Genomic DNA, 21,002 nt, shown 5'->3' with positions numbered 1-21,002 from the left:
CAAATGTATTTTAAATTATTTTGTACCGTAAATTACTTTTAACTGAACCCTGTTCGGATTTCCTGCTTGTGATCCTACGAAAACAGCTCTATTTGTATTATATGGTGTTGTAGTAAATTTATATCCTGCTAAACTTGTTCCAGCAGAGTTAGTCTGGAAAGATCCCATATCAATTCTGAAATATAAAGTAGATGCATCTATTTTAGAATTAGGATCTAATGTGTTTTCAACAAAATCTTTAACAGACTTAGTAACTACAAAATCATAATATGCCTGATTTTTAGTCAAATCATAAGCTTTATAGATGGTATATCCTGCAAGTCCTGATAAACTTAACAGATCACTAGTAAAGTTAGTAACGGTTACTGGATTACCAGTCGTAGAATTAATAACTACAGGATCATTCTTATATTTTTGAAGGAAAGTAAATTCTGTGGGCTTGGCATAATTGTTATTCCAACTCGTATCATCTGTATATATTCTAACTTTAGCACTAATAATTGCCGCCTTATCGTTTTGATATAATTGCTTAAGCTGATTAATAGTTGCATCTGGAATTTTAATACCTATTGATGGACCTCCCATGCCTTGAAGATAAAGTTTTGGAGCTCCGTTGTTTTGATTTCCAATTGTGGCAGTTGACCATGCAGAACCCGTTCTTTTATATTGATATTGTCCAATATGTGTATTAGCAGATCCTAAAGCGAATGAATATGTTGTCTGTGGCCTCGTTGTAGTACCATTTTCAGTTTTATCATACTTATAATACATAACCAGCTCCATATCATTGGGCGAAATCTGGAATAAATATCCATCCTCCTCATCAACAGAAATTCTAAGTCCTTTAAAATATCTGATAAAATTTGAAGCATCCTGAAGTTCAGGCTGATCTTTCTTTGCTATGATTTTACTCTGGAAAAAAGTTTTATCCAAAGGAATTCTGATTCCAGGAGTTGAAGCTGTAAATAAAGCAGCTCCGCCATCGTCTTTGGTGATAGCAACAGAACTTACATACCCTTTAAATTGCTTGGATCCTAGATCTGCACCTAAGTCAAATATCTGGTTTGATTTTGCACTGTCGGAAACTCCTTTTAGAAAAGTGTTTACTTCATGAACTCTTAAGTTGAATGTTCTTTTCGCTTTACCAAATTTTAAAACAGGATATGTATTTACTACTTTTTTAGCATTAACACTTCCGTCAGCAGCTGTTGTATAAGTATAATTATCATCCACTGTATTAGTAGTAACACTATCTGTGGCATATCTGGGTTTCATAACTAAAACTACAGAATCTACAACTGCATTTGTTCCAAAATCCGGATCATAGGTTGATAATCTAAGCTGTGTTAAATAAGAAGCTTTCTGCATACCAAACTGTCCTTCATTGAAAGCACCTAATACACCATAAGTTAATTTTGAAGCATCGCTTCGGATACTATCATTATTATTTATATTAAATGCAGTAACATCAAAAGATTTTTCATTTCCCTGTGCAGCACCATCCAAGAATAGCTGCTCTCCAAGAGTATCTGCATCCGGCTCACAGTTATAGAGTAATGCACTTCCCAAAACCACCAGAGAAAAAACGGTGATTGCTTTTTTAATAGTATGAATCATTAAAAATGTGTTTTTTAATAAAGTTGATTTATAGAATCTACGTCAAGATATTCCGATTTCGGAGTAGAAGTTTCGTTAAAAGCCTTATCTAAGTCTTCATCCAAAAATTCATCTCCTTTTACGACTAAATCAACATAGCTCATGCTTTCGATAACAAAAGATTTTACACCGGGATTATCTAACGCTTTTAATCCTGAAATATTATCAAACTTCAGTTTTTCGTCGATGTTGGAAGCTAAAGCTGCATCTTTTTCATTGTATAATGAAAGAACAATTTTGGCGTCCTTAAAATAAGTATCTGTTTCGTAGTATGTTTTAAGATAAATCGGAACAAAAGAAGCCATCCATCCATTTAAATGAATAATATCCGGAACCCAATTCAGTTTCTTAATGGTTTCAATTACTCCTCTGGCAAAAAATATTGCTCTCTCATCATTATCCTCGAAAGGCTGTCCTTCATCATCAAAATAATATTGTTTTCTTTTGAAATACTCTTCATTGTCGATAAAGTAAACCTGAAGTCTTTCTCCCGGAAGTGACGCTACTTTAATAATAAGAGGCTGATCCAGATCATTAATAATAATATTCATTCCCGAAAGGCGTATCACCTCATGAAGCTGGAATTTTCTTTCACTTATTTGTCCAAATCTTGGCATAAAAACTCTTACATCATTGCCTTCTTGGTGCATCTTAAGTGCCATTTTGTTTACCACTGCAGCCATATTTGTATCTTCCTGATATGGATACATCTCTGTAGTAATGTACAGTATTTTTTGATTCGGCATAAACTTCTATCTAATTTTTGTAAAAATGCTTTAATGTGCAAAATTACGAAAAAACATTCATTATTATTTTAATTAACATTTTTTTACGATAATTCCCTTCTGAAATTATTAAAACCTTGCCTTCATTTATCATAATTATATGATATTTTTAGTATTTTTGAATTACTATTAAAATAAACTATGGAAGTTCTAAAAAGTAAAAAAGTTCTTCAGGATTTCATTGAAAGACAGAAAGAAATGGGCAAAAAGATAGGTTTTGCACCTACCATGGGAGCCCTTCATAACGGACATTTATCACTATATAAAACCGCAAGAGAAGAAAATGATCTTGTGGTATCATCAATTTTTGTTAATCCTACTCAATTTAATAATCCTGAGGATCTTGAAAAGTATCCGAGAGACATCAACAGAGATATTTCCATTCTGGAAAAGTCCGGATTGGTAGATGCTGTTTACATTCCTGAAGTTACAGATATTTATCCTGAAAAAACAGAAAGCAGACATTATGATTTTGACGGGCTGGAAAATGAAATGGAAGGAAAATCGCGACCTGGACATTTTGACGGTGTTGGTACTGTTGTAGAAGAACTTTTCAGACAGGTAAAACCTGATAATGCTTATTTTGGGGAAAAGGACTTCCAACAGCTGGCAATTATCAAAAAAATGGTTGAAAAGAAAAAACTTTTAATCAATATTAAAGGAGTTCCGATTTACCGAGCTGAAAACGGACTTGCCTTAAGTTCCCGAAACCAAAGACTTCACGAAGACCGAAGAGAAGCCTCTGCTGTTATTTACGAGACCCTAAAAAAAGTAAACGACTGGTTCAAAGTAATAACAGTTCCCGAAATTAAAAACAGAGTACAGGATATCTTTGATCAGCAAAGAGGGATGCAGTTAGAATACTTTCTGATTGCTGATGAAAAAACACTTAAAGAAACTGATTTCTTTTACAAAGACAGAAAATTCCGTGCATTTATTGTCGTTGTTGTGGATGGAGTACGATTAATCGACAATATGCACCTGGACTAAATTTGATAAAATTAAATTAAAAATAACAAGCGCTATCCTTTTAATAACGCTTGTTATTTTTTTATCCGCAACATACAAAATCACATAAAGATAAAGTATATAAAAAATCAAAGGCTTCTTACGAAGCCTTTGAAACACCAAATCACAAAATATTAATATGAAAAAAATTTACTTTTCAGTAAACTTGTGACTCGGCTGGGATTCGAACCCAGGACCCATACATTAAAAGTGTATTGCTCTACCAGCTGAGCTACCGAGTCGTCACTTAGTTTGAATTTACTTTAAAAAAGTAACATTCTGTTTAAGAGCTGCAAAGATACAAATTATTTCGTTCCTGCAAAATTTATTTTTCAAAATCAAAGGCTTCTTGAGAAAGCCCTTGAAACACCAAATCACAAAATATTAATATGAAAAAAATTTACTTTTCAGTAAACTTGTGACCTGGCTGGGATTCGAACCCAGGACCCATACATTAAAAGTGTATTGCTCTACCAGCTGAGCTACCAGGTCGGCCACAATCAATAGTATTGTAAAATAAATTAAGCTATACTATTAATTATTCAAATTTTCTGCATTGTGCCTGCGACTGGACTCGAACCAGCACATCCTTAGGAAACCACCCCCTCAAGATGGCGTGTCTACCAATTTCACCACGCAGGCAATAAAAATCACAAAATCCAGTAATTTTTTTGCTTGTGACTCGGCTGGGATTCGAACCCAGGACCCATACATTAAAAGTGTATTGCTCTACCAGCTGAGCTACCGAGTCGGCCACTTTATCAACGATTAACACTGTGATAATGTCCCTCGTTTTTAGTGGTGCAAAGATATGAGTTTTTTCTTTATCTCAAAACTTTTTTGCAAATTTGTTTAAAAAAAATTCATGATAATTTCACTGGTCGGATACATGGGAAGTGGCAAATCTCACGTTTCCAAAATATTAAGCGAAAAACTCAATTTTAAATTAATTGATCTAGATAAAGAAATTTCCAAAAGGAATAAAATGACAATCCCCGAAATCTTCGATAAAAAGGGAGAAATCTATTTTAGAAAGCTGGAAAGAGAAACACTGGAAGAAATTCTTGCCTCTGAAAAAAATGTTATTTTAAGTCTGGGGGGAGGAACTCCTGTCTACTATAACAATATGGAAATCATCAACCATAATTCAAAAAGTGTTTTTTTGAGAGCTTCTGTCGCTACTTTAGCAGAAAGACTTTCTAAACAGAAAGAAAAAAGGCCTTTAATAGCCAATATCGCAGATAAAAATCTTGCTGAATTTATAGCAAAGCATCTGTTTGAAAGAAATGACTTCTACAATAAAGCACAAATTAGTGTAATTACAGACAACAGAACTCCGGAAGATATCGCCAGTGAAATAACAGAAAAGCTCTATCTCTAGAGCTTTTTTTTAATCTTCGTTTTCAGATTCGTCACCATTTTCGCCAAAGAAATCATCCCAGTCTGTAAAATCTGAGGCAATATCGTTTTCCACATAATCATCCATATCTCTGCGGTCTTTCTTTGTAGGTCTTCCCTCTCCTTTATTTCGGTAATAATCCTGAGACATCTTACGCATTTTCAATAATTCATATTGTTCCTTATCGGTTACATCTTTTATGTGAAGAGGAACAAGCTTTGCTCCGATCCTGCTTTTCGGAATCTGGATTACTTTAATCTGATAGTCAATCTGATTTTTACGGATCTTTATTACATCTCCTTCCTTCACCTCTTTAGAAGACTTTACAACCGACGCACCGATAGACACTCTGTTCTTTTTAATCTCCTCAGTAGCAATGGTTCTAGTCTTATAAAAACGAATGCTCCATAAAAATTTATCTATTCTCATAATTTTTTATACTTTTGTCGTTATATTATTTGTAAAGTAATTAAAGTTTTTTGAAAAATGAAAAAAATATTTTTATATATCCTTGCTGGATCTCTGTGTTTCACGGCATGTAAAAAGGATGATGAAGTTGAAACATTTGTAGAGCCGGACGATATTGCGGTAAGAAATTCATACGACGATCAGGCGATCCAAAAGTTCATGAATGACAATTATCTTGATTCACAGGGGAATATAAAAGCATTCAGCTCAACAGATACTTCTGATGATAATGAGAAAAAATTATCAGAACTAAGTCCTCAGAAACTTTCTTCCGGGGTTATATATATTGTAAGAAACGGAGCGCAGCCAACTTCAGGAGTAACTCTTGAAACGAATCCTGAAGCAACAAATGCCACTCAGATCAGAACGATGATGAGAGCAAACTACTATCTTGCAACAAATACAGACGGTAATGTAGCATTTACAACATCAGGAGTTTTAGCCAACACAATCAATGGAAGCGGCTCTCCTTTAACAGACCCGCTGTTTTATTATGTGAAGAAAAAAACAATGACGGATGCAACAACTGATGCTGCCAAACTAAGAAGCTATTACGAAATAGAAGGCCTTCAGGAAGGATTGAAATATTTTAAGGGATACGCAAATTTATCAGACGGAGATGCATACAATTTACAGGGGGTAATTATCGTTCCTTCAAGAGCTGCTTTTGGTAGAGATGCACATTATAATTATACAGGCTATTCTCTTAAAAATAATTGTTTTGTATTCAACTTCCAGATTTACAAAGCCAATCCAAGACCGGTTTCAGAACAATAAAAATTAAAGCGCTTCCCATTGAGAAGCGCTTTAATTTTTATTGGAATCTATGATTTTGCTTTCTGCTTCACATTTCCTAAAATATCCGGAAAATAGAGATCTGCCAGATGATCAAACTCATCGCCTCTCATAAACATTGTGGCATCCACTTCTTCATACGAACTTCTTCCTGCCGCCGCAATCAGCTCATTACATGTGTGAAGCGTATTTTTATGAAAATGGTACACCCTTTCCGCCTTATCCGTAACATCCAGACCTTTAATCAACATTTTATCCTGTGTGGCAACACCTGTCGGACAATTGTTGTTATTGCATCTCAAAGCCTGAATACAGCCTAAAGAGAACATAAATCCTCTCGCATTATTACACATATCTGCACCCATCGCGATGGCTCTTAAAATGTCAAGACTTGTAAGAACTTTTCCACTTGCAATAACCCTTAATTTACTTCTTAAATTATAATTATTCAGCGTTCTGTTAACAAAAATCAAGGCAGGTTCCAGAGGCATCCCTACTCCATCGGAAAACTCCGGTGGTGCGGCTCCTGTTCCTCCTTCCGCTCCGTCAATGGTTATAAAATCAGGATAAATTTTCAGAACATTCATCTGAACACAGATATCTTCAAATTCTTTGGTGTCTCCGATACACAATTTAAAACCAACAGGTTTTCCTCCCGAAAGATCTCTTAACTGCTGTACAAACCTCAACAAGCCTGCCGCATCGGAAAAAGAGGTATGAGAAGGCGGTGAAATAATCGTTAATCCAGGCGTTACGTGACGGATTTTTGCAATTTCCGGGGTATTTTTTACAGCCGGTAAAACTCCGCCATGACCTGGTTTTGCCCCTTGAGACAATTTAATTTCGATCATCTTTACATTGGGTAAAGTGGAATATTTTTTAAACAATTCCGGATTGAATTTACCTTCTTCATCACGACAGCCGAAATATCCGGTTCCGATCTGCCAACAAAGATCGCCGCCTTCCAGATGATGCGGAGAAATCCCTCCTTCTCCCGTATTGTGGTAAAAATTTCCTTTTTTTGCTCCTCTGTTTAAAGAAATCTGAGCGCGGTCGCTTAATGCCCCGAAACTCATTGCCGAAATATTAAATAACGAAGCATGATAAGGCTGAGAACACTGCTCTCCTCCTACCCAGACTCTCGGAAGCTCTTCCATCGGAGATTTTGCATAAATGGAATGCTTAATTCCTTCATATTTTCTGTGGTTAACTTCCAGTTGTGTTCCGAAGGGCACCGTATCACTCAAATTTTTTGCCCTTCTGTACACCGCAGAACGCTGATTTCTCGGAAAAGGTTTTCCATCGGTTTCTCTTTCAATGAAATATTGCTGCATTTCCGGTGAAATACTCTCAAAGAAGTACCTGAAATAGCCCAAAACAGGAAAATTTCTTAGAATAGCATGTTTAGATTGGGTAATGTTATAGATTCCGATTGCATACACAATGGTTAACAAAACAGGAATCCACCAATCTGCCCTTATTAAAAAAGCAACCGACCACGCAACGACGAGAATAATAGCTCCCCAAAGCAAAAATTTGTCTCTCATATCATTTTGAATTTTACCAAAGTTAAAAAATTTAAATTGATATGAACGGCTTGAGAAACATCAAAAACACTAATGAAAGAAGTTATTTTTGGTTTAAATGTGATGATTTCAGGTTTCGATTTCATTAAAACAAAAAAAGACATCACTATGATAGCAATGTCTGAATTATTTTAAATGAATTGTTTAAAAGAATATTAAATTTTCTCGAGAAAACTCTCAAAAGAATTCATCACAGAAACGGTTCCGTCCGCTTCTATTTTTTCAAGCTTTAAGAATTCAATCTGATTGACTGAAGACTGATCGAAATTCTTCTGTACTCTCACATAATTCTCTGTGAAGCCAAACATTTTCCCGTCTTTATTTTCGTGTTCCCAAAGTACAGGAAGTGTTTTTCCAAGCTGGTTCTGGTAAAATGCCATTTTTTTCTTTTCAGATAAAATTCTAAGCATTTTATTGCGTCTTTTTCTTTCGGGAATCGGAACTACGCCTTCCATTTCTGCCGCTTCCGTATTTTCCCTTTCAGAATAGGTAAAAACGTGCAGATAAGTTATCGGAAGCTCGTTCAGGAAGTTATATGTTTCCATGAACAGCTCTTCTGTTTCTCCGGGAAAACCGACAATTACATCCACACCAATCGCTGCGTCCGGCATTACTTCACGGATCTTATTAACTCTGTCGATATATAGTTTCGTTAAATAACGGCGTTTCATTTTTTTCAGCAGTTCATCACTTCCCGATTGTAAAGGAATATGAAAATGCGGAACAAAACTTTTGCTTTTCGAAACCAGTTCTATGCTTTCATCTTTCAACAGATTCGGCTCGATGGAAGAAATACGGATTCTTTCGATGCCTTCAACCTGATCAAGCTCAGAAATTAAATCTAAAAAAGTATGTTCGTGTCTTTTGTTTCCAAATTCACCTTTTCCGTAATCTCCGATGTTTACGCCTGTAAGAACGATTTCCTTGATGTCTCTTTCAGCAATTTCTTTGGCATTTTTCAATACATTTTCGATGGTGTCGGAACGGGAAATCCCTCTTGCCAAAGGAATCGTACAGTAGGTACATTTGTAATCGCAACCGTCCTGAACCTTCAGAAAAGCTCTGGTTCTGTCTCCGATGGAGTAACTTCCAATAAAAAAATCTGTTTCTTCAATTTCGCATGAATGAACGATCCCTTCGTTTTCAGATTTCTCCAGATCATCAAGATAGCTCAGAATATTGAATTTTTCTTTGGCTCCTAAAACCAAATCTACCCCTTCAATCTGTGAAATTTCCTCCGGTTTCAACTGTGCATAACATCCCACGATTACAACCAAACCATCCGGATTGGCTTTCATGGCTCTTTTTACGTGAAGTTTGCATTCGCGGTCGGCATTTTCAGTTACCGAACAGGTATTGATAACATACACATTCGCATTTTCATCAAAACTTACCTTTTCGTAACCTGCTTCTGTTAATTGGCGGGCAATGGTAGATGTTTCCGCAAAATTTAATTTGCAGCCAAGAGTATGAAATGCGGCAGTTCTTTGAAATTGAGACATTTATTGATTCTGAATTTTGTGGGTGCAAAGATAATCATTTTAAGATGAATTCTGAATTGATTCAGTCTATTGATTAAATTCATCCCTTATTTCCGGACTGGTCTGGTAACAAACCGGAGATGAATTTTGAATTTCAGGTTCATCAATTTGCTGCAAATCTCTGATACATTGTTCTCTGATATTCCACAATTCATCTAAACTGTAAGTGATGCGATCTTCGTTCAGCCATTTTCCAAGAAAATCTTTGTGAAATGAAATTTTCTGAGCCCCAATTTCGTTGAATTCTATTTCCTTTTCAATCAGCAGTTTATCTTTAAATCGATGATAATGTGAACTGCGGTTCGTAAAATCGTAATATTCGTCATCAATTTTGAGATAATTATGCGCTTCCGGAATGTATTTCAAATTAAATTTTTGCAAAGTACCGCTAATCTTCGGAGTGTATTCTGCATCCATTTTAAAAATTCCAACAATGAGTTTTACATCGCTGTGATGGTTTTCCAGAGCAAGTTTTCTCAGGGCGGCGTGTTTTGTACTGCAGGTTCCGCCAAAATCATCAAAAATACATTCGGTTCTGCTTTTATCATTATTCCTTTTGTAAGGGAGCATTGAAACATATTGGCAGGCAGAATGAAAATCTGTGATGTTTCTATTTAAAAATTCATCAGAAACAATTCCTTTATTTTGAATGGTAAAGTTCTTCATTACTGCTGTCTGAATTTATTACTCATTTCAGAATTAAATTCCTGCGATTTATTTCGCGGAATAGAAAGACTTTTCCAGTCTTCATTCTTCATCATTTTTGCGATATAAACAATCTGCCCGATATGATAAGGATAATGCGCCAACTGACGGAAAACAGCATCCATAAATGTATGTGCTTCATTTCTTATGTAAATTACGGAATGTATATTTTCATCATTCATCTGGTTCAGAGCGTTAAAAAAGCATTTCCAGCCTTGTTCCCAATATTCCAGAACCTCAGCTTTCGTTTTAAAAGTATCAACAAATTCTTCATCCCTGTTCCTCCATGATTTTTCGCCGTCTTCGGTTAAAAAATTAGTCCATCTGGATAACATATTTCCGGCGATATGCTTAACAATAATGGCTATAGAATTACTTTCTTCATTAAACTGCCAGAAAATCTGTTCATCCGAAAGCTGCCCGAAAGATTGATCTCCGAGCATTTTATAGTATTCAAAACGTTTTATCAATAACTCTTTCATGATGTAAATTTGAATATCTAAGATAGGGATTTTATAAAACAAAAACCGTTACACAGGCAACGGTTTTCTATTGAGTTCTGAAAATTATTCTCTGTTTTTCACCATTACCCAACCGGAATATTTGAATAAGGTGTTCTTCTTATCATTTTCGTTCCAAGAAACCGAATACCAGTAAGTTCCTGTTGGAACTTTTTTACCTCCAATAGTTCCGTCCCATGTATAATTTCTTAGTTTATCCGCTTTGAAAACGAGTGTTCCGTATCTGTCGAAAACACTCAGCACTAAATTCTGTTTGTATCCTAAAGCTGAATAATCGATCACATCATTCACTCCGTCTCCGTTTGGTGTAATTACATTTACCAAATTAGGAACAACAACTGTAATATCAATCGGTTCGCAATTGTAGGCATCTTTTACAAAAATTCTGCTGTCTCCTCTCGGAACATTGGTAAATACATTGGAATCCTGCCATTTAATCCCGTCAAGAGAATATTTGTATGGAGCGGTTCCTCCTGAAACATTTACTGTTATGGTATTATTGGTAATATCAACCGTAGAAATCACAGGCTGCTCAGAAGCATAAACTTTTACAATCTGTTTGGTAATACAGTTACCGCTTTTTAATTTCACCCAATACGTTCCCACTCCTACATTACTGATTGTCTGTGTAGTGGCTCCTGTACTCCATTCATAGCCTGTAAATCCGGAACCTGCATCTAATGTCGTTTTATCTTCCATACAGATGATTTTGTCTTTCAGAATGGCGGAATATACCGGCTGAATAACCACCAGATTTACTTTTGCAATTGCAAAACAGTTATTGGAGTTGAATACTTTGACGTAAATGACACCGTTGGGAGCAATATAGTTTGAAAATCCTACGATTTCGTTCGTACCGTTTTGTGCATCTGCTAAAGAAGGATAATATTTTTTAGTCGTTCCGCTTTGCGTGGTTACTGCAGCAAGGGAAAGATCAAAGAGTCCCGTAGAAGGATCAGCTTCAATAAAGCAGGTTCTTAAAGTAGCTTCTGTAACGACGACAACCGGATAAAACTTCAGAATAATCTGCGCAATTGCCACACAACCATATTGAGAAGTAATTTTAACGTATACCATTCCTTCTGCCGAAACGAAATTAGTAGTATTTGTAATGGGATTTATTCCCGCATTAAGATCTGAAAGTGAATTATAATAAACCTTTACTGCGGTAGGATCTCCAAAAACAGCAGCGGAAGTTAAATCGTAAGTTCCGGTTCCGGCATTGTTGTTATTACAACTGTAGAGCGTAACATTGGTTCCTGAAATATTTCCGTATTTAAATTTAAAAGCTCCCACCTGTCTGCAGGAATTGATCGGGTTATTAGGGTTTGCAGGATCCTGATAATGAATACTGTAATAATATGTAGTAGTCGTATTAATGGTAATAGGCGACAAAATAGGATTTGCTCCGGAAAGAGCGTCATTTTGTGAAGTGTGATAACTGATCTGGAAATTACTGTTTCCATTTAAAATCCCGGAAGATAAAGTACTAAAATCAAAGACCATAGGATTTTCGCAGACAATAATTTCTCTTGGACTGGCAGGATTGGCAGCGGGAGCTCCCGGCGGAATAAAAGGATGAGTCTGAATGCCAGGATCCGTAAACGGTGAAGCCAATGTTGCGGTTCCTCCCCACGTTAGAGAAAAAGGAGCCATTGTAGGATTAAGAACATCTACCCAATTGTCTATATACAGATAATAGGTCTGTCCCGGTAAAACATCCATGTATTTACAGTACGGCGTTAATGATCCTCCTGCAGCACTTAAAATCGTACTCGTCATATTCATCCCTGTGGAAGCTCCTACTCCGATAACGGTTGCTGCATTACAGCGAATCGGAGAACCAAGACTTGCACAGTTGGCATTCGGTCCGTAGATCGCCCAGTCGTAATCTGCATTAGGATCTGTAGGAATGAGATCGAAAGTAAGCGTTCCGCCTGTTGCAATGGTAAATTTATACCAGATTGAATTATGCTCACCGGAAGATAAACATCCTCCTAAATTTTCGTTAACATTCCCGATTCCCATGGGAGAATACGTAATATTCGAATTTCCGCATACCGCAAGAGCGGATGAACAGTCTGCCTGAGCGAAAAAAATAGATGAAATAAAAAGTAAGAAAAGAAGTAGAATTTTTTTCATATCATGCTGATTTGGTTATTAATTGAAATGCAATTTGTTGTCTATCAAATATAAACAATTCTAATTAAAAACAAAAGCTTCAACGAAAATAATTCAACAAAAACCAAATAACAATAAATATTTTTCAGCAATTACTTGATACTTGTAATATTTCCGCAAAGGTTTTCCAGATGAAAAATCTTATGAAACGGGCTGTTTACTTTTTGCAGATGTTCTTTATCCTGAATAAAAGTATAACGCGAAGCGATGGAATTCATATCCGAAACAATAACGAGCCAACATTCGTCAACCGAAGTATCGTAATAAGGAAATTTTTCGTTCTTTTTTTCAATAAGTTCTACAATTTTCTCGGAACATAATTCATCAAAAAGATTCATATTATACTCATGGGTAATAAAAACATTTCTTCGGTGGAAAGATTTCCGGATGCTTTTTACATTTCCTGCAGGCTTTCCTTTTTTGATGCTTTTATAAATATTTAAAATGATTTCCTGCTGATTTTCCGGAGAATCCAGTCTGATGTTTGAGTGAAATTCTAAAAAATAAACACCACGATATTTCGTAGTGTCTTCCTGTTCCAATAAAATTTCTGCCTGACGGAAAATCTTGTTCAGATTGCTTTCAACCTTCTTCATTTCAAGATGATTGATTACTTCGGTAAGTTCGATTCCGATTTTCTTATCATTAAATTTTGCAATAAAGTCGGGGCTTTCGCAGGTTAAATCTTCAAATTTAACTTCAGGGAAATGGTGCATAAAAGAATTGAGCAGTAAAATTTCCGCTTTCTTTTTATATTTTTCGCGGTCATGCAGCTGAGATTCGTCGATCTTACGATGATACTTCTCTATCGGCTTCTTTTTCAAGTGTCGGTTCAGATAATATAAGCTCAGATTTTTAATTAAATCCTCATCAGAAAATGCCTTTTTCATGTGCTTATTATTTTATTGTTATGGAACACATAAAACTTCCGGTTTCAGATCATGAAGTTTTGATTATCAAAAAATTACATATTAAAGGTAAATAAAAAACAGATTCAAAAAGTATTTTTAATGTTAATTTATAAAATAATTAATGTAGAGTTTATTTTCATAATTAATACCTTTGCCTCCTCACTTAATAAACTGTTACACATGGATTTTAAAAATTTTAAAATACCTTTTAGCGTAAATCCGCAGTACTCCAAGAAAGTTGCTTATTTTTCTATGGAATTTGCGATTGAGCAGGTGCTGAAAATATATTCGGGAGGATTAGGATTTTTGGCGGGTTCTCACATGAGAAGTGCTTACAATCTGAAACAGGATCTTATCGGAATCGGGATTCTCTGGAAGTTCGGGTATTACGATCAGGCAAGAAATCACGATCAGACGTTACAGCCTACATGGACGAAGAAAATGTACAGCTTTCTGGAAGATACCGGCATAAAATTTCAGATAGAAATTCACAGCGCTCCGGTTTGGGTAAAAGTATGGTATCTTGATCCTGAAATTTTCCACACGGCTCCTATGTTTTTCCTTTCAACAGATGTTCCTGAAAATGATCATATTTCTAAAACCATCTGTCATAAATTATATGATGCCAACGAATCTACGAAACTGGCACAATACATTCTTTTAGGAAAAGGAGGAGCAAAATTACTGGATGAAATTAACATTGAAAGAGATGTTTATCATTTAAATGAAGCCCACGGACTTCCTGCAGCTTTCCATCTGCTGAAAAAATACGGCGGAAACCTGAATAAAGTGAAAGAAAAGCTGGTTTTCACCACGCACACTCCTGAAGAAGCTGGAAATGAAAAGCACAATATGAGACTTTGTTATGATATGTCTTATTTTTCAGGCTTCAGCATGGAAGAGGTAAAAAATATCGAAGGTTCTGATGATGACCGTTTCAACCATTCTCTTTGCGCGCTGAAAATGGCAAGAATAGCCAACGGAGTTTCCCAGCTTCATGGGGTAGTTTCCAGAGCAATGTGGAGCAAATATCCGGGAATCTGTGAGATTACTTCGATTACCAATGCACAGGAATTCAAATATTGGGCAGACAAACCGCTTTACAACGCGAAGGATGAAAATGATGAAACGGTTTTCGATTACCGTAAGAAACATCTGAAGAAAAGATTATTTAAAATCGTAGCCGACCAGACCGGAAATTTATTCAATCCAAATGTTTTTACCATTGTCTGGGCGAGAAGATTTGCAGGGTATAAACGTGCCGATCTGCTTTTACATGACAAAGACCGATTCTACAAATTGCTGAATCATCCGAAATATCCGGTTCAGATCATTTGGGCAGGAAAACCTTATCCGATGGATTATTCTGCGATTTCTACCTTCAATTCTCTTGTAGAAGAAAGCAAAAATCATAAAAATATGGCGGTTCTTACAGGCTATGAACTGTCTTTGAGTAAATCTTTAAAGCAGGGTTCTGATCTTTGGCTGAATAACCCCAGAGTTCCGAGAGAAGCTTCAGGAACCTCCGGAATGACGGCTTCCATGAATGGTTCTGTAAATCTTTCCACAGATGACGGATGGATCCCTGAATTTGCAAAACACGGGGAAAATTCTTTTGTGGTTCCGAAAGCAGATTATGAAAACATGAGTATTTATGAACAGGATAATTATGATCTTAACAAATTGTATGAAATTCTGGAAAATGAAATTCTTCCTACGTATTATGACAAGCCGGATCAATGGAGAAAAATACAGTATAATTCTATGAATGATGTTAAAGATCAGTTTAACAGCGATAGAATGGCAGATGAATATTACAGAATTATGTATAATGATTAATGTTAATTGTTAATTGTTAATTGTTAATTGTTAATTGTTAATTGTTAATAAGCTTTAAACCATTAAGGTCGATTAAGAAGTTAAGCATTATTTAAGTTTTGATGACGCTACATTAAAATCAGAAATGATAAATCTTAAAGAAACCTAACTTCTTAATCAATTTTAATGGTTCAAAATATGAAACAAACAAGGCTTGGAAAAATTTTCCAAGCCTTGTTTGTTTAGGTTAATCTTTTTTCTTTTTAGGGACTTTTAAGCCCTCCTGTTTCGCTTCAGAAATACCAATGGCAACTGCCTGTTTTCTGCTTGTCACTTTTTCTCCGGAAGAAGATTTCAGCTTTCCTTCCTTGAATTCATGCATTACTTTTCCTACTTTGTCCTGAGCCTTATCTGAATATTTTGTCTTGCTCATATTATTTATTTTTAAGATTTGGGTATAGAAACTCCGATTTCATAAACTCGGGCGTGCTTCAGATATTTAGAACGCTCTCTGGAAGTTACCGACTCAAAATGATCATTTTTAATCACTACAATCGGATCTTCTGTATTTTCGATTTCAAAATTGGCGATGTATCTTTCATCGGGTGGAGACTGCAATAGTTTTGCTTTAATTTTCTGCAGTTCATCGGCGTATTTTCTGAATCCGGGATCTGAAGAATGGATAAATTTGTATTCATCTCCCGCGTCTACGAAATAGTGTAACTGCTTTTGCAGTAATCCTGCTTCATTACAGATTTCAGGATTATCATTTCCGTCTTTGAAACCCACTTCCACCAGTTCCCCTCCTTTTTTACGGGCACAATCTTCGGCATCTTTGTAACTTGAAAATCCGGTATATACTATTTTATCTTCCAGTTCGTATCGGTTCAGTTTTTGGTTAAAAGCATTCGTTTCCATAATTATATTTTAATTTGATTGTATCTTAATATATCCAATTTTACTGCCAAAATCAGAGATTTAAAAAGCTTTTTTTACCATTTTAAAAATTATTATATTTGAAATCTTTTAATATTAGAAATGAAAAAATTCTTACTAACGCTTACAGTTGCTGTAGCATTTCAAAGTTTATCCGCTCAGGAAATTACTTTAGATAAAATATATTCAGGATATTACCGCGGAAAAGGCATTGCCGGAATTACCTCCATGAAAAACGGTGAAAATTATCTGGTTATCGAACAGGGAGGAATTGCAAAATATTCTTACAAAACTTCCCAAAAAGAAGGAAACCTTGTGGATGGACAGTTCCAGAGCTATGAATTTTCTGATGACGAATCTAAAATTTTGTTACTGAAAGACAGTGAACCGATTTACAGACACTCGTTTTTAGGAAAATATGAAGTAAAAGATCTGAAATCTGGAAAGACAGTAAGTCTTAATGACGGAAAATTTGTTCAGGAGCCAAGATTTTCACCGGATGCTTCAAAAGTGGCTTTTATTGCAGATAATAATCTGTTTTATCAGGATCTGAACTCAGGAAAAATCACACAGATTACGCAGCACGGTGTTAAAAATAAAATTTTAAACGGACTTGCAGACTGGGTTTATGAAGAAGAATTCGGACACGCAAGACTGTACGAATGGACAAAAAACTCGGATGCGATTCTTTTCGTAAAATTAGATGAAACAGAAGTTCCGGAAATCTATATTCCGATTTACGGCAAGACGCTTTATCCAAGCGAAATGCGTTACAAATATCCAAAAGCAGGAGAAAAAAACTCTATTGCTTCAGCGCATATTTATCAGTTGAGTGACGGTAAAAAGACAACCGTTAATTTAGACAGTTTCAAACATTATTATATTCCGAATGTAATTCAGACAGCAAAACCGGACGAAATTGTTTTGATTACTTCAGACAGAATTCAGAATGCTTCTGATATTTTAAAAGTCAATACAAAAACAGGAGCTGTTCAAAAATTATTTACCGAAACCGATGAAAAATGGATCGATACAGACAGCCCAACTCTGGAATTTTTAGAGGACAATTCTTTCCTTTGGGGTTCTGAAAGAGACGGGAACCGCCATTTGTACTGGTATGACAAAGATGGTAAACTGAAAAAACAGGTTACAAAAGGAAACTGGGAAGTAACAGATTATTACGGATTTAATCCAAAATCAAAAGAAATTTACGTTCAGACTACCGAAAAAGGAAGCATCAATAAAGTGATTTCTAAGGTAAATATCGAAAACGGAAAATCCCAGTTGATTTCAAATACGGAAGGAAATAATTCTGCCAATTTCAGCAAAAACTATAATTATTTCATCGAAACTTCTTCTACGGCTGCAAAACCTTATACTTATGTTTTAAAGGACGGAAATGGTAAAACGGTAAAAGAACTTCAGAATAATGAAGCTCAGCTACAGAAATTAAAAGCTGATAATTTCGTAGAAAAAGAATTTATTACGATTCCGAATGAAGCGGGAGATCAGATGAATGCGTGGATCATCAAGCCTAAAAACTTTGATAAAAACAAAAAATATCCGCTGTTCATGTTCCAGTATTCAGGTCCGGGTTCTCAGCAGGTTGCCAATTCATGGGATAACGGAAACGGAATATGGTTTGAAATGCTTGCTCAGAAAGGATATATCGTAGCTTGTGTCGACGGACGCGGAACAGGTTATAAAGGCGCTAAATTCAAGAAAGTAACATACATGAATTTAGGAAAATATGAAATTGAAGATCAGATTGCGGCAGCAAAATGGTTCGGAAATCAGTCATACATTGATAAATCCAGAATCGGAATATTCGGATGGAGTTTCGGAGGGTATATGACGAGTCTGGCAATGACAAAAGGAGCCGATGTTTTCAAAATGGGAATTGCAGTGGCACCGGTAACGAACTGGAGATATTATGATTCTGTTTACACGGAAAGATTCATGAGAACACCACAGGAAAATCCGGACGGATACGATAAAAACTCCCCGACTGAATATGCGAATTTATTGAAAGGGAAATTCTTATTAATTCACGGAACTGCCGATGATAACGTGCACTTCCAGAATTCCATGGAGTTTTCGGAAGCGTTGATTCAGAACAAAAAACAGTTTGATTTTATGGCTTATCCGGATAAAAACCACGGAATTTATGGCGGACAGACAAGACCACAACTTTATCAGAAAATGACTGATTTTATTTTGGAGAATTTGTAATTCAATATTTTAGCATAAAAAAAGCCGGATCTCTTTTTAAGATTCGGCTTTCTATTTTTTGTCATTCCATTCTTCAGGATTTCTGGAAGTGTGAAAGACAGAATAGATTTCAATAATATTTTTCTCTTCGCTGTAAGAATAATGAATTCCAAAGGGAAATTTTTTGAGAAAAACAATTCGGATGTCGCCATATTTAAGTTCAAAGGACAATGGATTTTCCTTTATTAAGTCGATTTTGTTCCGAAAATCAATAAGAAATCTGTTCCATAACTTTTTATTAATTTTCCTGTACCAATCGTTGATTTCTTTTAAATCCTGCTTTACAAAATGTCCGTAAATTAACCTAGTCGCCACTTTCGAGATTATTTAAATAATCATCCATTTCAGACTCAGAAACAAAACTTTGAGGATTTTCACGTAAATATTCTGCCCTTCTTCCTGTTTCTTCTTTTTGCCATTCAGGAATCTGATGAGACTTGCTTTTGAAATGTTTCTGCTTCAAAAAATCAATAAAATCATTCACCTCTTCATAAAAATTTTCAGGAAGTGTTCTGATGTTATCTTCTAAATCTTTTAACGTAATTTCCATTTTCTTCATCTTTATTTCCATCAAAGTTAATAAAATTCTATTATTATTTTTAAAATTCTATATTTGTGAAATTTGAAATTTGTAAACTATGAAGACTAAACATCCTAAAGGATTGCCTTTCCTCTTCTTTACGGAAATGTGGGAGCGTTTCGGGTACTATCTTATCCTCGGAATTTTTGTATTGTATGTTATTGAACCTACCGGAGCAAAAGGCGGTCTCGGACTTCCGGACAAAACTGCGGACGATATTTTCGGGACGTACATTGCTTTAACTTACTTAACTCCTTTTATCGGAGGATTTCTTGCGGACAGAGTGTTAGGATACATCAAATCCATTTATATCGGAGGTGTTTTGATGGCTGCAGGATATATCGGGATGGGTGTTTTTAAAGATCTTACTTTATTTTATTCTTCTTTAGCGTTAATTATCATCGGAAACGGTTTCTTTAAACCTACCATTTCTACTCTGCTTGGCAATTTATACTCCGAAGAACCCTATAAAGCTAATAAAGATTCCGGATACAATATTTTTTACATGGGAATCAATATCGGAGCGTTTATCTGCAACATTATTGCCGCTTTTATGCGAAACAAATTCGGCTGGGGTGAAGCCTTCATCACTGCCGGAGTCGGAATGTTGGTCGGATTAATTATTTTTACCATCGGAAGAAAACATTATATTCATGCCGCTCAGATGAAGCCTGTTCAGGAAGGAGATACCAAACTTTCTGAAATATTAATAAAAGTATTCTTACCGGCAATCATTGCAGGAGCAATCGGCTGGATCATTCCCGGAAATATTTTCGGAAGCGACAATACAGATGCCTTTATTTTTGCCTGTGTTCCTGTTATTTATTTCTATGCTTCCCTATACTTCAAAGCGAAGCCGGACGAAAAATCGTCTATCGGAGCCTTATTATCGGTTTTCCTGATCAGTATGTTCTTCTGGGCAGTTTTCAAACAGAACGGAACCGCTTTAACGAGATGGGCAAATTATTACACCGACAGAAGCGTACCTGCTTCCATGGAAAAACCTTTGGAAAGCATTTACATGGTAGACGGAAAAAGTTATGAAGACAAAGAAGTTCCTGTTTACGACAACCAGTTTCAGTCTCAGAAAGATAAAGACGGAAACACAATAAAAGTTCAGGGAAAAGATGTTTATTTTAAAAATATTTCTCCCGAACAGCGAGCAGAACTGGAGAAAAATCCTCAGGCGAAAACCTATCTTTACAATACAGAATTGTTTCAGTCCATCAATCCGTTTTGGGTAATCGCTTTAACGCCTGTTGTGGTTGGTTTCTGGGCATTATTGAGACGAAAAGGAAAAGAGCCGTTAACGCCAACAAAAATTGTTTTAGGACTTTTCATTTCAGGGTTATCTTGTCTGGTTATGGTTTTGGCAGTCTGGGCAGGAGATAACGGAGCCGTAAAAGTTTCGCCGTGGTGGCTGGTTGCAAGTTACGGAGTTATTACCGTGGGAGAATTATGTCTTTCACCGATGGGATTATCCTTCGTTTCCAAACTTTCTCCTGCAAGAATTACAGCGTTGATGATGGGCGGGTTTTTCCTTGCCAACTCAGTAGGAAACAAGCTTTCCGGAATTTTAGCCAGTACTTGGTACAATTATGACAATAAAATGAATTACTTTTTAGTGAATTTTGCTTTGTTGATATTCGCAACCCTTTTAGGCTTATCTATGCTGAAAAGATTAAACAGAATCATGAAAGAAAAAGGACATTAATCCCTGTTCACAATACAGAAAATCAAGCTGCGGAATTATTCTGCAGCTTTTTTATTTAAATATAAAATTAAAACCTTGCCGAAAACACAAAAAAAACTATATTTGTCAGTCTTAACAAAAATTAACA

The 21,002-nt window shown here is 35.7% G+C and carries 19 protein-coding genes and 4 tRNA genes; 6 read left to right on the top strand and 17 right to left on the bottom strand.

The genetic code is table 11. The features are described 5' to 3' along the window. Window positions 1-15: 15 nt before the first annotated feature. Window positions 16-1,617, bottom strand: a complete 1,602-nt coding sequence (locus tag KKI44_RS18745; RefSeq protein WP_214588693.1) for a DUF4270 domain-containing protein — start codon at window positions 1,615-1,617, stop codon at window positions 16-18. A gap of 14 nt (window positions 1,618-1,631) precedes the next feature. After that, window positions 1,632-2,402 carry a glycogen/starch synthase gene (locus KKI44_RS18740; RefSeq protein WP_214588692.1) on the bottom strand — a complete coding sequence of 257 codons (771 nt, stop codon included), beginning with the start codon at window positions 2,400-2,402 and terminating at the stop codon, window positions 1,632-1,634. 180 nt (window positions 2,403-2,582) lie between these two features. On the opposite strand from KKI44_RS18740, the gene panC reads away from it, so the two are divergent. Further along, window positions 2,583-3,431 (top strand): pantoate--beta-alanine ligase, encoded by an 849-nt coding sequence (gene panC, locus KKI44_RS18735; RefSeq protein ID WP_214588691.1) that lies wholly within the window; start codon window positions 2,583-2,585, stop codon window positions 3,429-3,431. A gap of 187 nt (window positions 3,432-3,618) precedes the next feature. Here the strand turns inward: panC and KKI44_RS18730 are convergent. From KKI44_RS18730 to KKI44_RS18715, 4 genes are all read right to left on the bottom strand, one after another. Continuing rightward, a tRNA-Lys gene (locus KKI44_RS18730) sits at window positions 3,619-3,691 on the bottom strand. Between the two features lie 177 nt (window positions 3,692-3,868). Then, window positions 3,869-3,941, bottom strand: a tRNA-Lys gene (locus KKI44_RS18725). A 67-nt stretch (window positions 3,942-4,008) separates the two neighbouring features. Beyond that, a tRNA-Leu gene (locus KKI44_RS18720) sits at window positions 4,009-4,091 on the bottom strand. A 36-nt stretch (window positions 4,092-4,127) separates the two neighbouring features. Next, a tRNA-Lys gene (locus KKI44_RS18715) sits at window positions 4,128-4,200 on the bottom strand. Between the two features lie 114 nt (window positions 4,201-4,314). Between KKI44_RS18715 and KKI44_RS18710 the strand changes: the two genes are divergently transcribed. Further along, window positions 4,315-4,830: a shikimate kinase gene (locus tag KKI44_RS18710; protein ID WP_214588690.1), complete on the top strand. Its 516-nt coding sequence runs from the start codon at window positions 4,315-4,317 to the stop codon at window positions 4,828-4,830. A 9-nt stretch (window positions 4,831-4,839) separates the two neighbouring features. Here KKI44_RS18710 and KKI44_RS18705 read toward each other — a convergent pair whose 3' ends face one another. Beyond that, window positions 4,840-5,277, bottom strand: coding sequence for an RNA-binding S4 domain-containing protein (locus tag KKI44_RS18705; protein WP_214588689.1), 438 nt, complete (start codon window positions 5,275-5,277; stop codon window positions 4,840-4,842). Window positions 5,278-5,334: 57 nt separating this feature from the next. Here KKI44_RS18705 and KKI44_RS18700 point away from each other — a divergent pair, with 57 nt between their 5' ends. Then, the gene (locus KKI44_RS18700) at window positions 5,335-6,093 is read left to right on the top strand and encodes a hypothetical protein (protein WP_214588688.1); all 759 of its coding nucleotides are present in this window, start codon (window positions 5,335-5,337) and stop codon (window positions 6,091-6,093) included. 47 nt (window positions 6,094-6,140) lie between these two features. On the opposite strand, the gene KKI44_RS18695 is transcribed toward KKI44_RS18700, so the two are convergent. From KKI44_RS18695 to KKI44_RS18670, 6 genes are all read right to left on the bottom strand, one after another. Then, window positions 6,141-7,658 (bottom strand): FMN-binding glutamate synthase family protein, encoded by a 1,518-nt coding sequence (locus tag KKI44_RS18695; protein WP_214588687.1) that lies wholly within the window; start codon window positions 7,656-7,658, stop codon window positions 6,141-6,143. A 194-nt stretch (window positions 7,659-7,852) separates the two neighbouring features. Then, complete coding sequence (gene mtaB, locus KKI44_RS18690) at window positions 7,853-9,199, bottom strand: tRNA (N(6)-L-threonylcarbamoyladenosine(37)-C(2))-methylthiotransferase MtaB (RefSeq protein WP_214588686.1); 1,347 nt, start codon at window positions 9,197-9,199, stop codon at window positions 7,853-7,855. 66 nt (window positions 9,200-9,265) lie between these two features. After that, complete coding sequence (locus KKI44_RS18685; RefSeq protein WP_214588685.1) at window positions 9,266-9,904, bottom strand: hypothetical protein; 639 nt, start codon at window positions 9,902-9,904, stop codon at window positions 9,266-9,268. Next, window positions 9,904-10,425: a DUF1572 family protein gene (locus KKI44_RS18680; protein WP_214588684.1), complete on the bottom strand. Its 522-nt coding sequence runs from the start codon at window positions 10,423-10,425 to the stop codon at window positions 9,904-9,906. The genes KKI44_RS18685 and KKI44_RS18680 overlap by 1 nt, the downstream gene beginning before the upstream one ends. Before the next feature lie 84 nt (window positions 10,426-10,509). After that, window positions 10,510-12,606, bottom strand: coding sequence for a gliding motility-associated C-terminal domain-containing protein (locus KKI44_RS18675; protein WP_214588683.1), 2,097 nt, complete (start codon window positions 12,604-12,606; stop codon window positions 10,510-10,512). A gap of 131 nt (window positions 12,607-12,737) precedes the next feature. Continuing rightward, on the bottom strand, window positions 12,738-13,535 hold the full coding sequence (locus KKI44_RS18670; RefSeq protein ID WP_214588682.1) for a hypothetical protein: 798 nt from the start codon (window positions 13,533-13,535) through the stop codon (window positions 12,738-12,740). 201 nt (window positions 13,536-13,736) lie between these two features. On the opposite strand from KKI44_RS18670, the gene glgP reads away from it, so the two are divergent. Next, the gene (gene glgP, locus KKI44_RS18665) at window positions 13,737-15,395 is read left to right on the top strand and encodes an alpha-glucan family phosphorylase (RefSeq protein ID WP_214588681.1); all 1,659 of its coding nucleotides are present in this window, start codon (window positions 13,737-13,739) and stop codon (window positions 15,393-15,395) included. A gap of 226 nt (window positions 15,396-15,621) precedes the next feature. Here the strand turns inward: glgP and KKI44_RS18660 are convergent, their stop codons facing one another. Together KKI44_RS18660 and KKI44_RS18655 are read right to left on the bottom strand one after the other, a co-directional pair. Further along, window positions 15,622-15,807 (bottom strand): DUF6496 domain-containing protein, encoded by a 186-nt coding sequence (locus KKI44_RS18660; protein WP_214588680.1) that lies wholly within the window; start codon window positions 15,805-15,807, stop codon window positions 15,622-15,624. Between the two features lie 11 nt (window positions 15,808-15,818). Next, complete coding sequence (locus tag KKI44_RS18655; RefSeq protein ID WP_214588679.1) at window positions 15,819-16,292, bottom strand: hypothetical protein; 474 nt, start codon at window positions 16,290-16,292, stop codon at window positions 15,819-15,821. 120 nt (window positions 16,293-16,412) lie between these two features. On the opposite strand from KKI44_RS18655, the gene KKI44_RS18650 reads away from it, so the two are divergent. Then, on the top strand, window positions 16,413-18,542 hold the full coding sequence (locus KKI44_RS18650; RefSeq protein ID WP_214588678.1) for a S9 family peptidase: 2,130 nt from the start codon (window positions 16,413-16,415) through the stop codon (window positions 18,540-18,542). Between the two features lie 51 nt (window positions 18,543-18,593). Here the strand turns inward: KKI44_RS18650 and KKI44_RS18645 are convergent, their stop codons facing one another. Further along, window positions 18,594-18,896, bottom strand: coding sequence for a type II toxin-antitoxin system RelE/ParE family toxin (locus KKI44_RS18645; protein ID WP_214588677.1), 303 nt, complete (start codon window positions 18,894-18,896; stop codon window positions 18,594-18,596). After that, on the bottom strand, window positions 18,886-19,131 hold the full coding sequence (locus KKI44_RS18640; protein ID WP_214588676.1) for a DUF2281 domain-containing protein: 246 nt from the start codon (window positions 19,129-19,131) through the stop codon (window positions 18,886-18,888). Before KKI44_RS18640 ends, KKI44_RS18645 begins: the two co-directional genes overlap by 11 nt. An 88-nt stretch (window positions 19,132-19,219) precedes the next feature. On the opposite strand from KKI44_RS18640, the gene KKI44_RS18635 reads away from it, so the two are divergent. After that, window positions 19,220-20,875 (top strand): peptide MFS transporter, encoded by a 1,656-nt coding sequence (locus KKI44_RS18635; protein ID WP_214588675.1) that lies wholly within the window; start codon window positions 19,220-19,222, stop codon window positions 20,873-20,875. The last annotated feature ends 127 nt before the right edge of the window (window positions 20,876-21,002 follow it).

It is taken from the genome of Chryseobacterium sp. ZHDP1, assembly GCF_018603435.1.
GTDB classification, from domain to species: domain Bacteria; phylum Bacteroidota; class Bacteroidia; order Flavobacteriales; family Weeksellaceae; genus Chryseobacterium; species Chryseobacterium indicum.
Note: the sequence above shows the minus strand (reverse complement) of the source record. Positions and strands in the feature narration are given on the sequence as shown.

Bases quoted from the DNA above. Each gene is read 5' to 3' on its own strand.
- KKI44_RS18745 (WP_214588693.1), bottom strand. From the start codon at position 1,617: ATGATTCATACTATTAAAAAAGCAATCACCGTTTTTTCTCTGGTGGTT.
- KKI44_RS18740 (WP_214588692.1), bottom strand. From the start codon at position 2,402: ATGCCGAATCAAAAAATACTGTACATTACTACAGAGATGTATCCATAT.
- panC (WP_214588691.1), top strand. From the start codon at position 2,583: ATGGAAGTTCTAAAAAGTAAAAAAGTTCTTCAGGATTTCATTGAAAGA.
- KKI44_RS18710 (WP_214588690.1), top strand. From the start codon at position 4,315: ATGATAATTTCACTGGTCGGATACATGGGAAGTGGCAAATCTCACGTT.
- KKI44_RS18705 (WP_214588689.1), bottom strand. From the start codon at position 5,277: ATGAGAATAGATAAATTTTTATGGAGCATTCGTTTTTATAAGACTAGA.
- KKI44_RS18700 (WP_214588688.1), top strand. From the start codon at position 5,335: ATGAAAAAAATATTTTTATATATCCTTGCTGGATCTCTGTGTTTCACG.
- KKI44_RS18695 (WP_214588687.1), bottom strand. From the start codon at position 7,658: ATGAGAGACAAATTTTTGCTTTGGGGAGCTATTATTCTCGTCGTTGCG.
- mtaB (WP_214588686.1), bottom strand. From the start codon at position 9,199: ATGTCTCAATTTCAAAGAACTGCCGCATTTCATACTCTTGGCTGCAAA.
- KKI44_RS18685 (WP_214588685.1), bottom strand. From the start codon at position 9,904: ATGAAGAACTTTACCATTCAAAATAAAGGAATTGTTTCTGATGAATTT.
- KKI44_RS18680 (WP_214588684.1), bottom strand. From the start codon at position 10,425: ATGAAAGAGTTATTGATAAAACGTTTTGAATACTATAAAATGCTCGGA.
- KKI44_RS18675 (WP_214588683.1), bottom strand. From the start codon at position 12,606: ATGAAAAAAATTCTACTTCTTTTCTTACTTTTTATTTCATCTATTTTT.
- KKI44_RS18670 (WP_214588682.1), bottom strand. From the start codon at position 13,535: ATGAAAAAGGCATTTTCTGATGAGGATTTAATTAAAAATCTGAGCTTA.
- glgP (WP_214588681.1), top strand. From the start codon at position 13,737: ATGGATTTTAAAAATTTTAAAATACCTTTTAGCGTAAATCCGCAGTAC.
- KKI44_RS18660 (WP_214588680.1), bottom strand. From the start codon at position 15,807: ATGAGCAAGACAAAATATTCAGATAAGGCTCAGGACAAAGTAGGAAAA.
- KKI44_RS18655 (WP_214588679.1), bottom strand. From the start codon at position 16,292: ATGGAAACGAATGCTTTTAACCAAAAACTGAACCGATACGAACTGGAA.
- KKI44_RS18650 (WP_214588678.1), top strand. From the start codon at position 16,413: ATGAAAAAATTCTTACTAACGCTTACAGTTGCTGTAGCATTTCAAAGT.
- KKI44_RS18640 (WP_214588676.1), bottom strand. From the start codon at position 19,131: ATGGAAATTACGTTAAAAGATTTAGAAGATAACATCAGAACACTTCCT.
- KKI44_RS18635 (WP_214588675.1), top strand. From the start codon at position 19,220: ATGAAGACTAAACATCCTAAAGGATTGCCTTTCCTCTTCTTTACGGAA.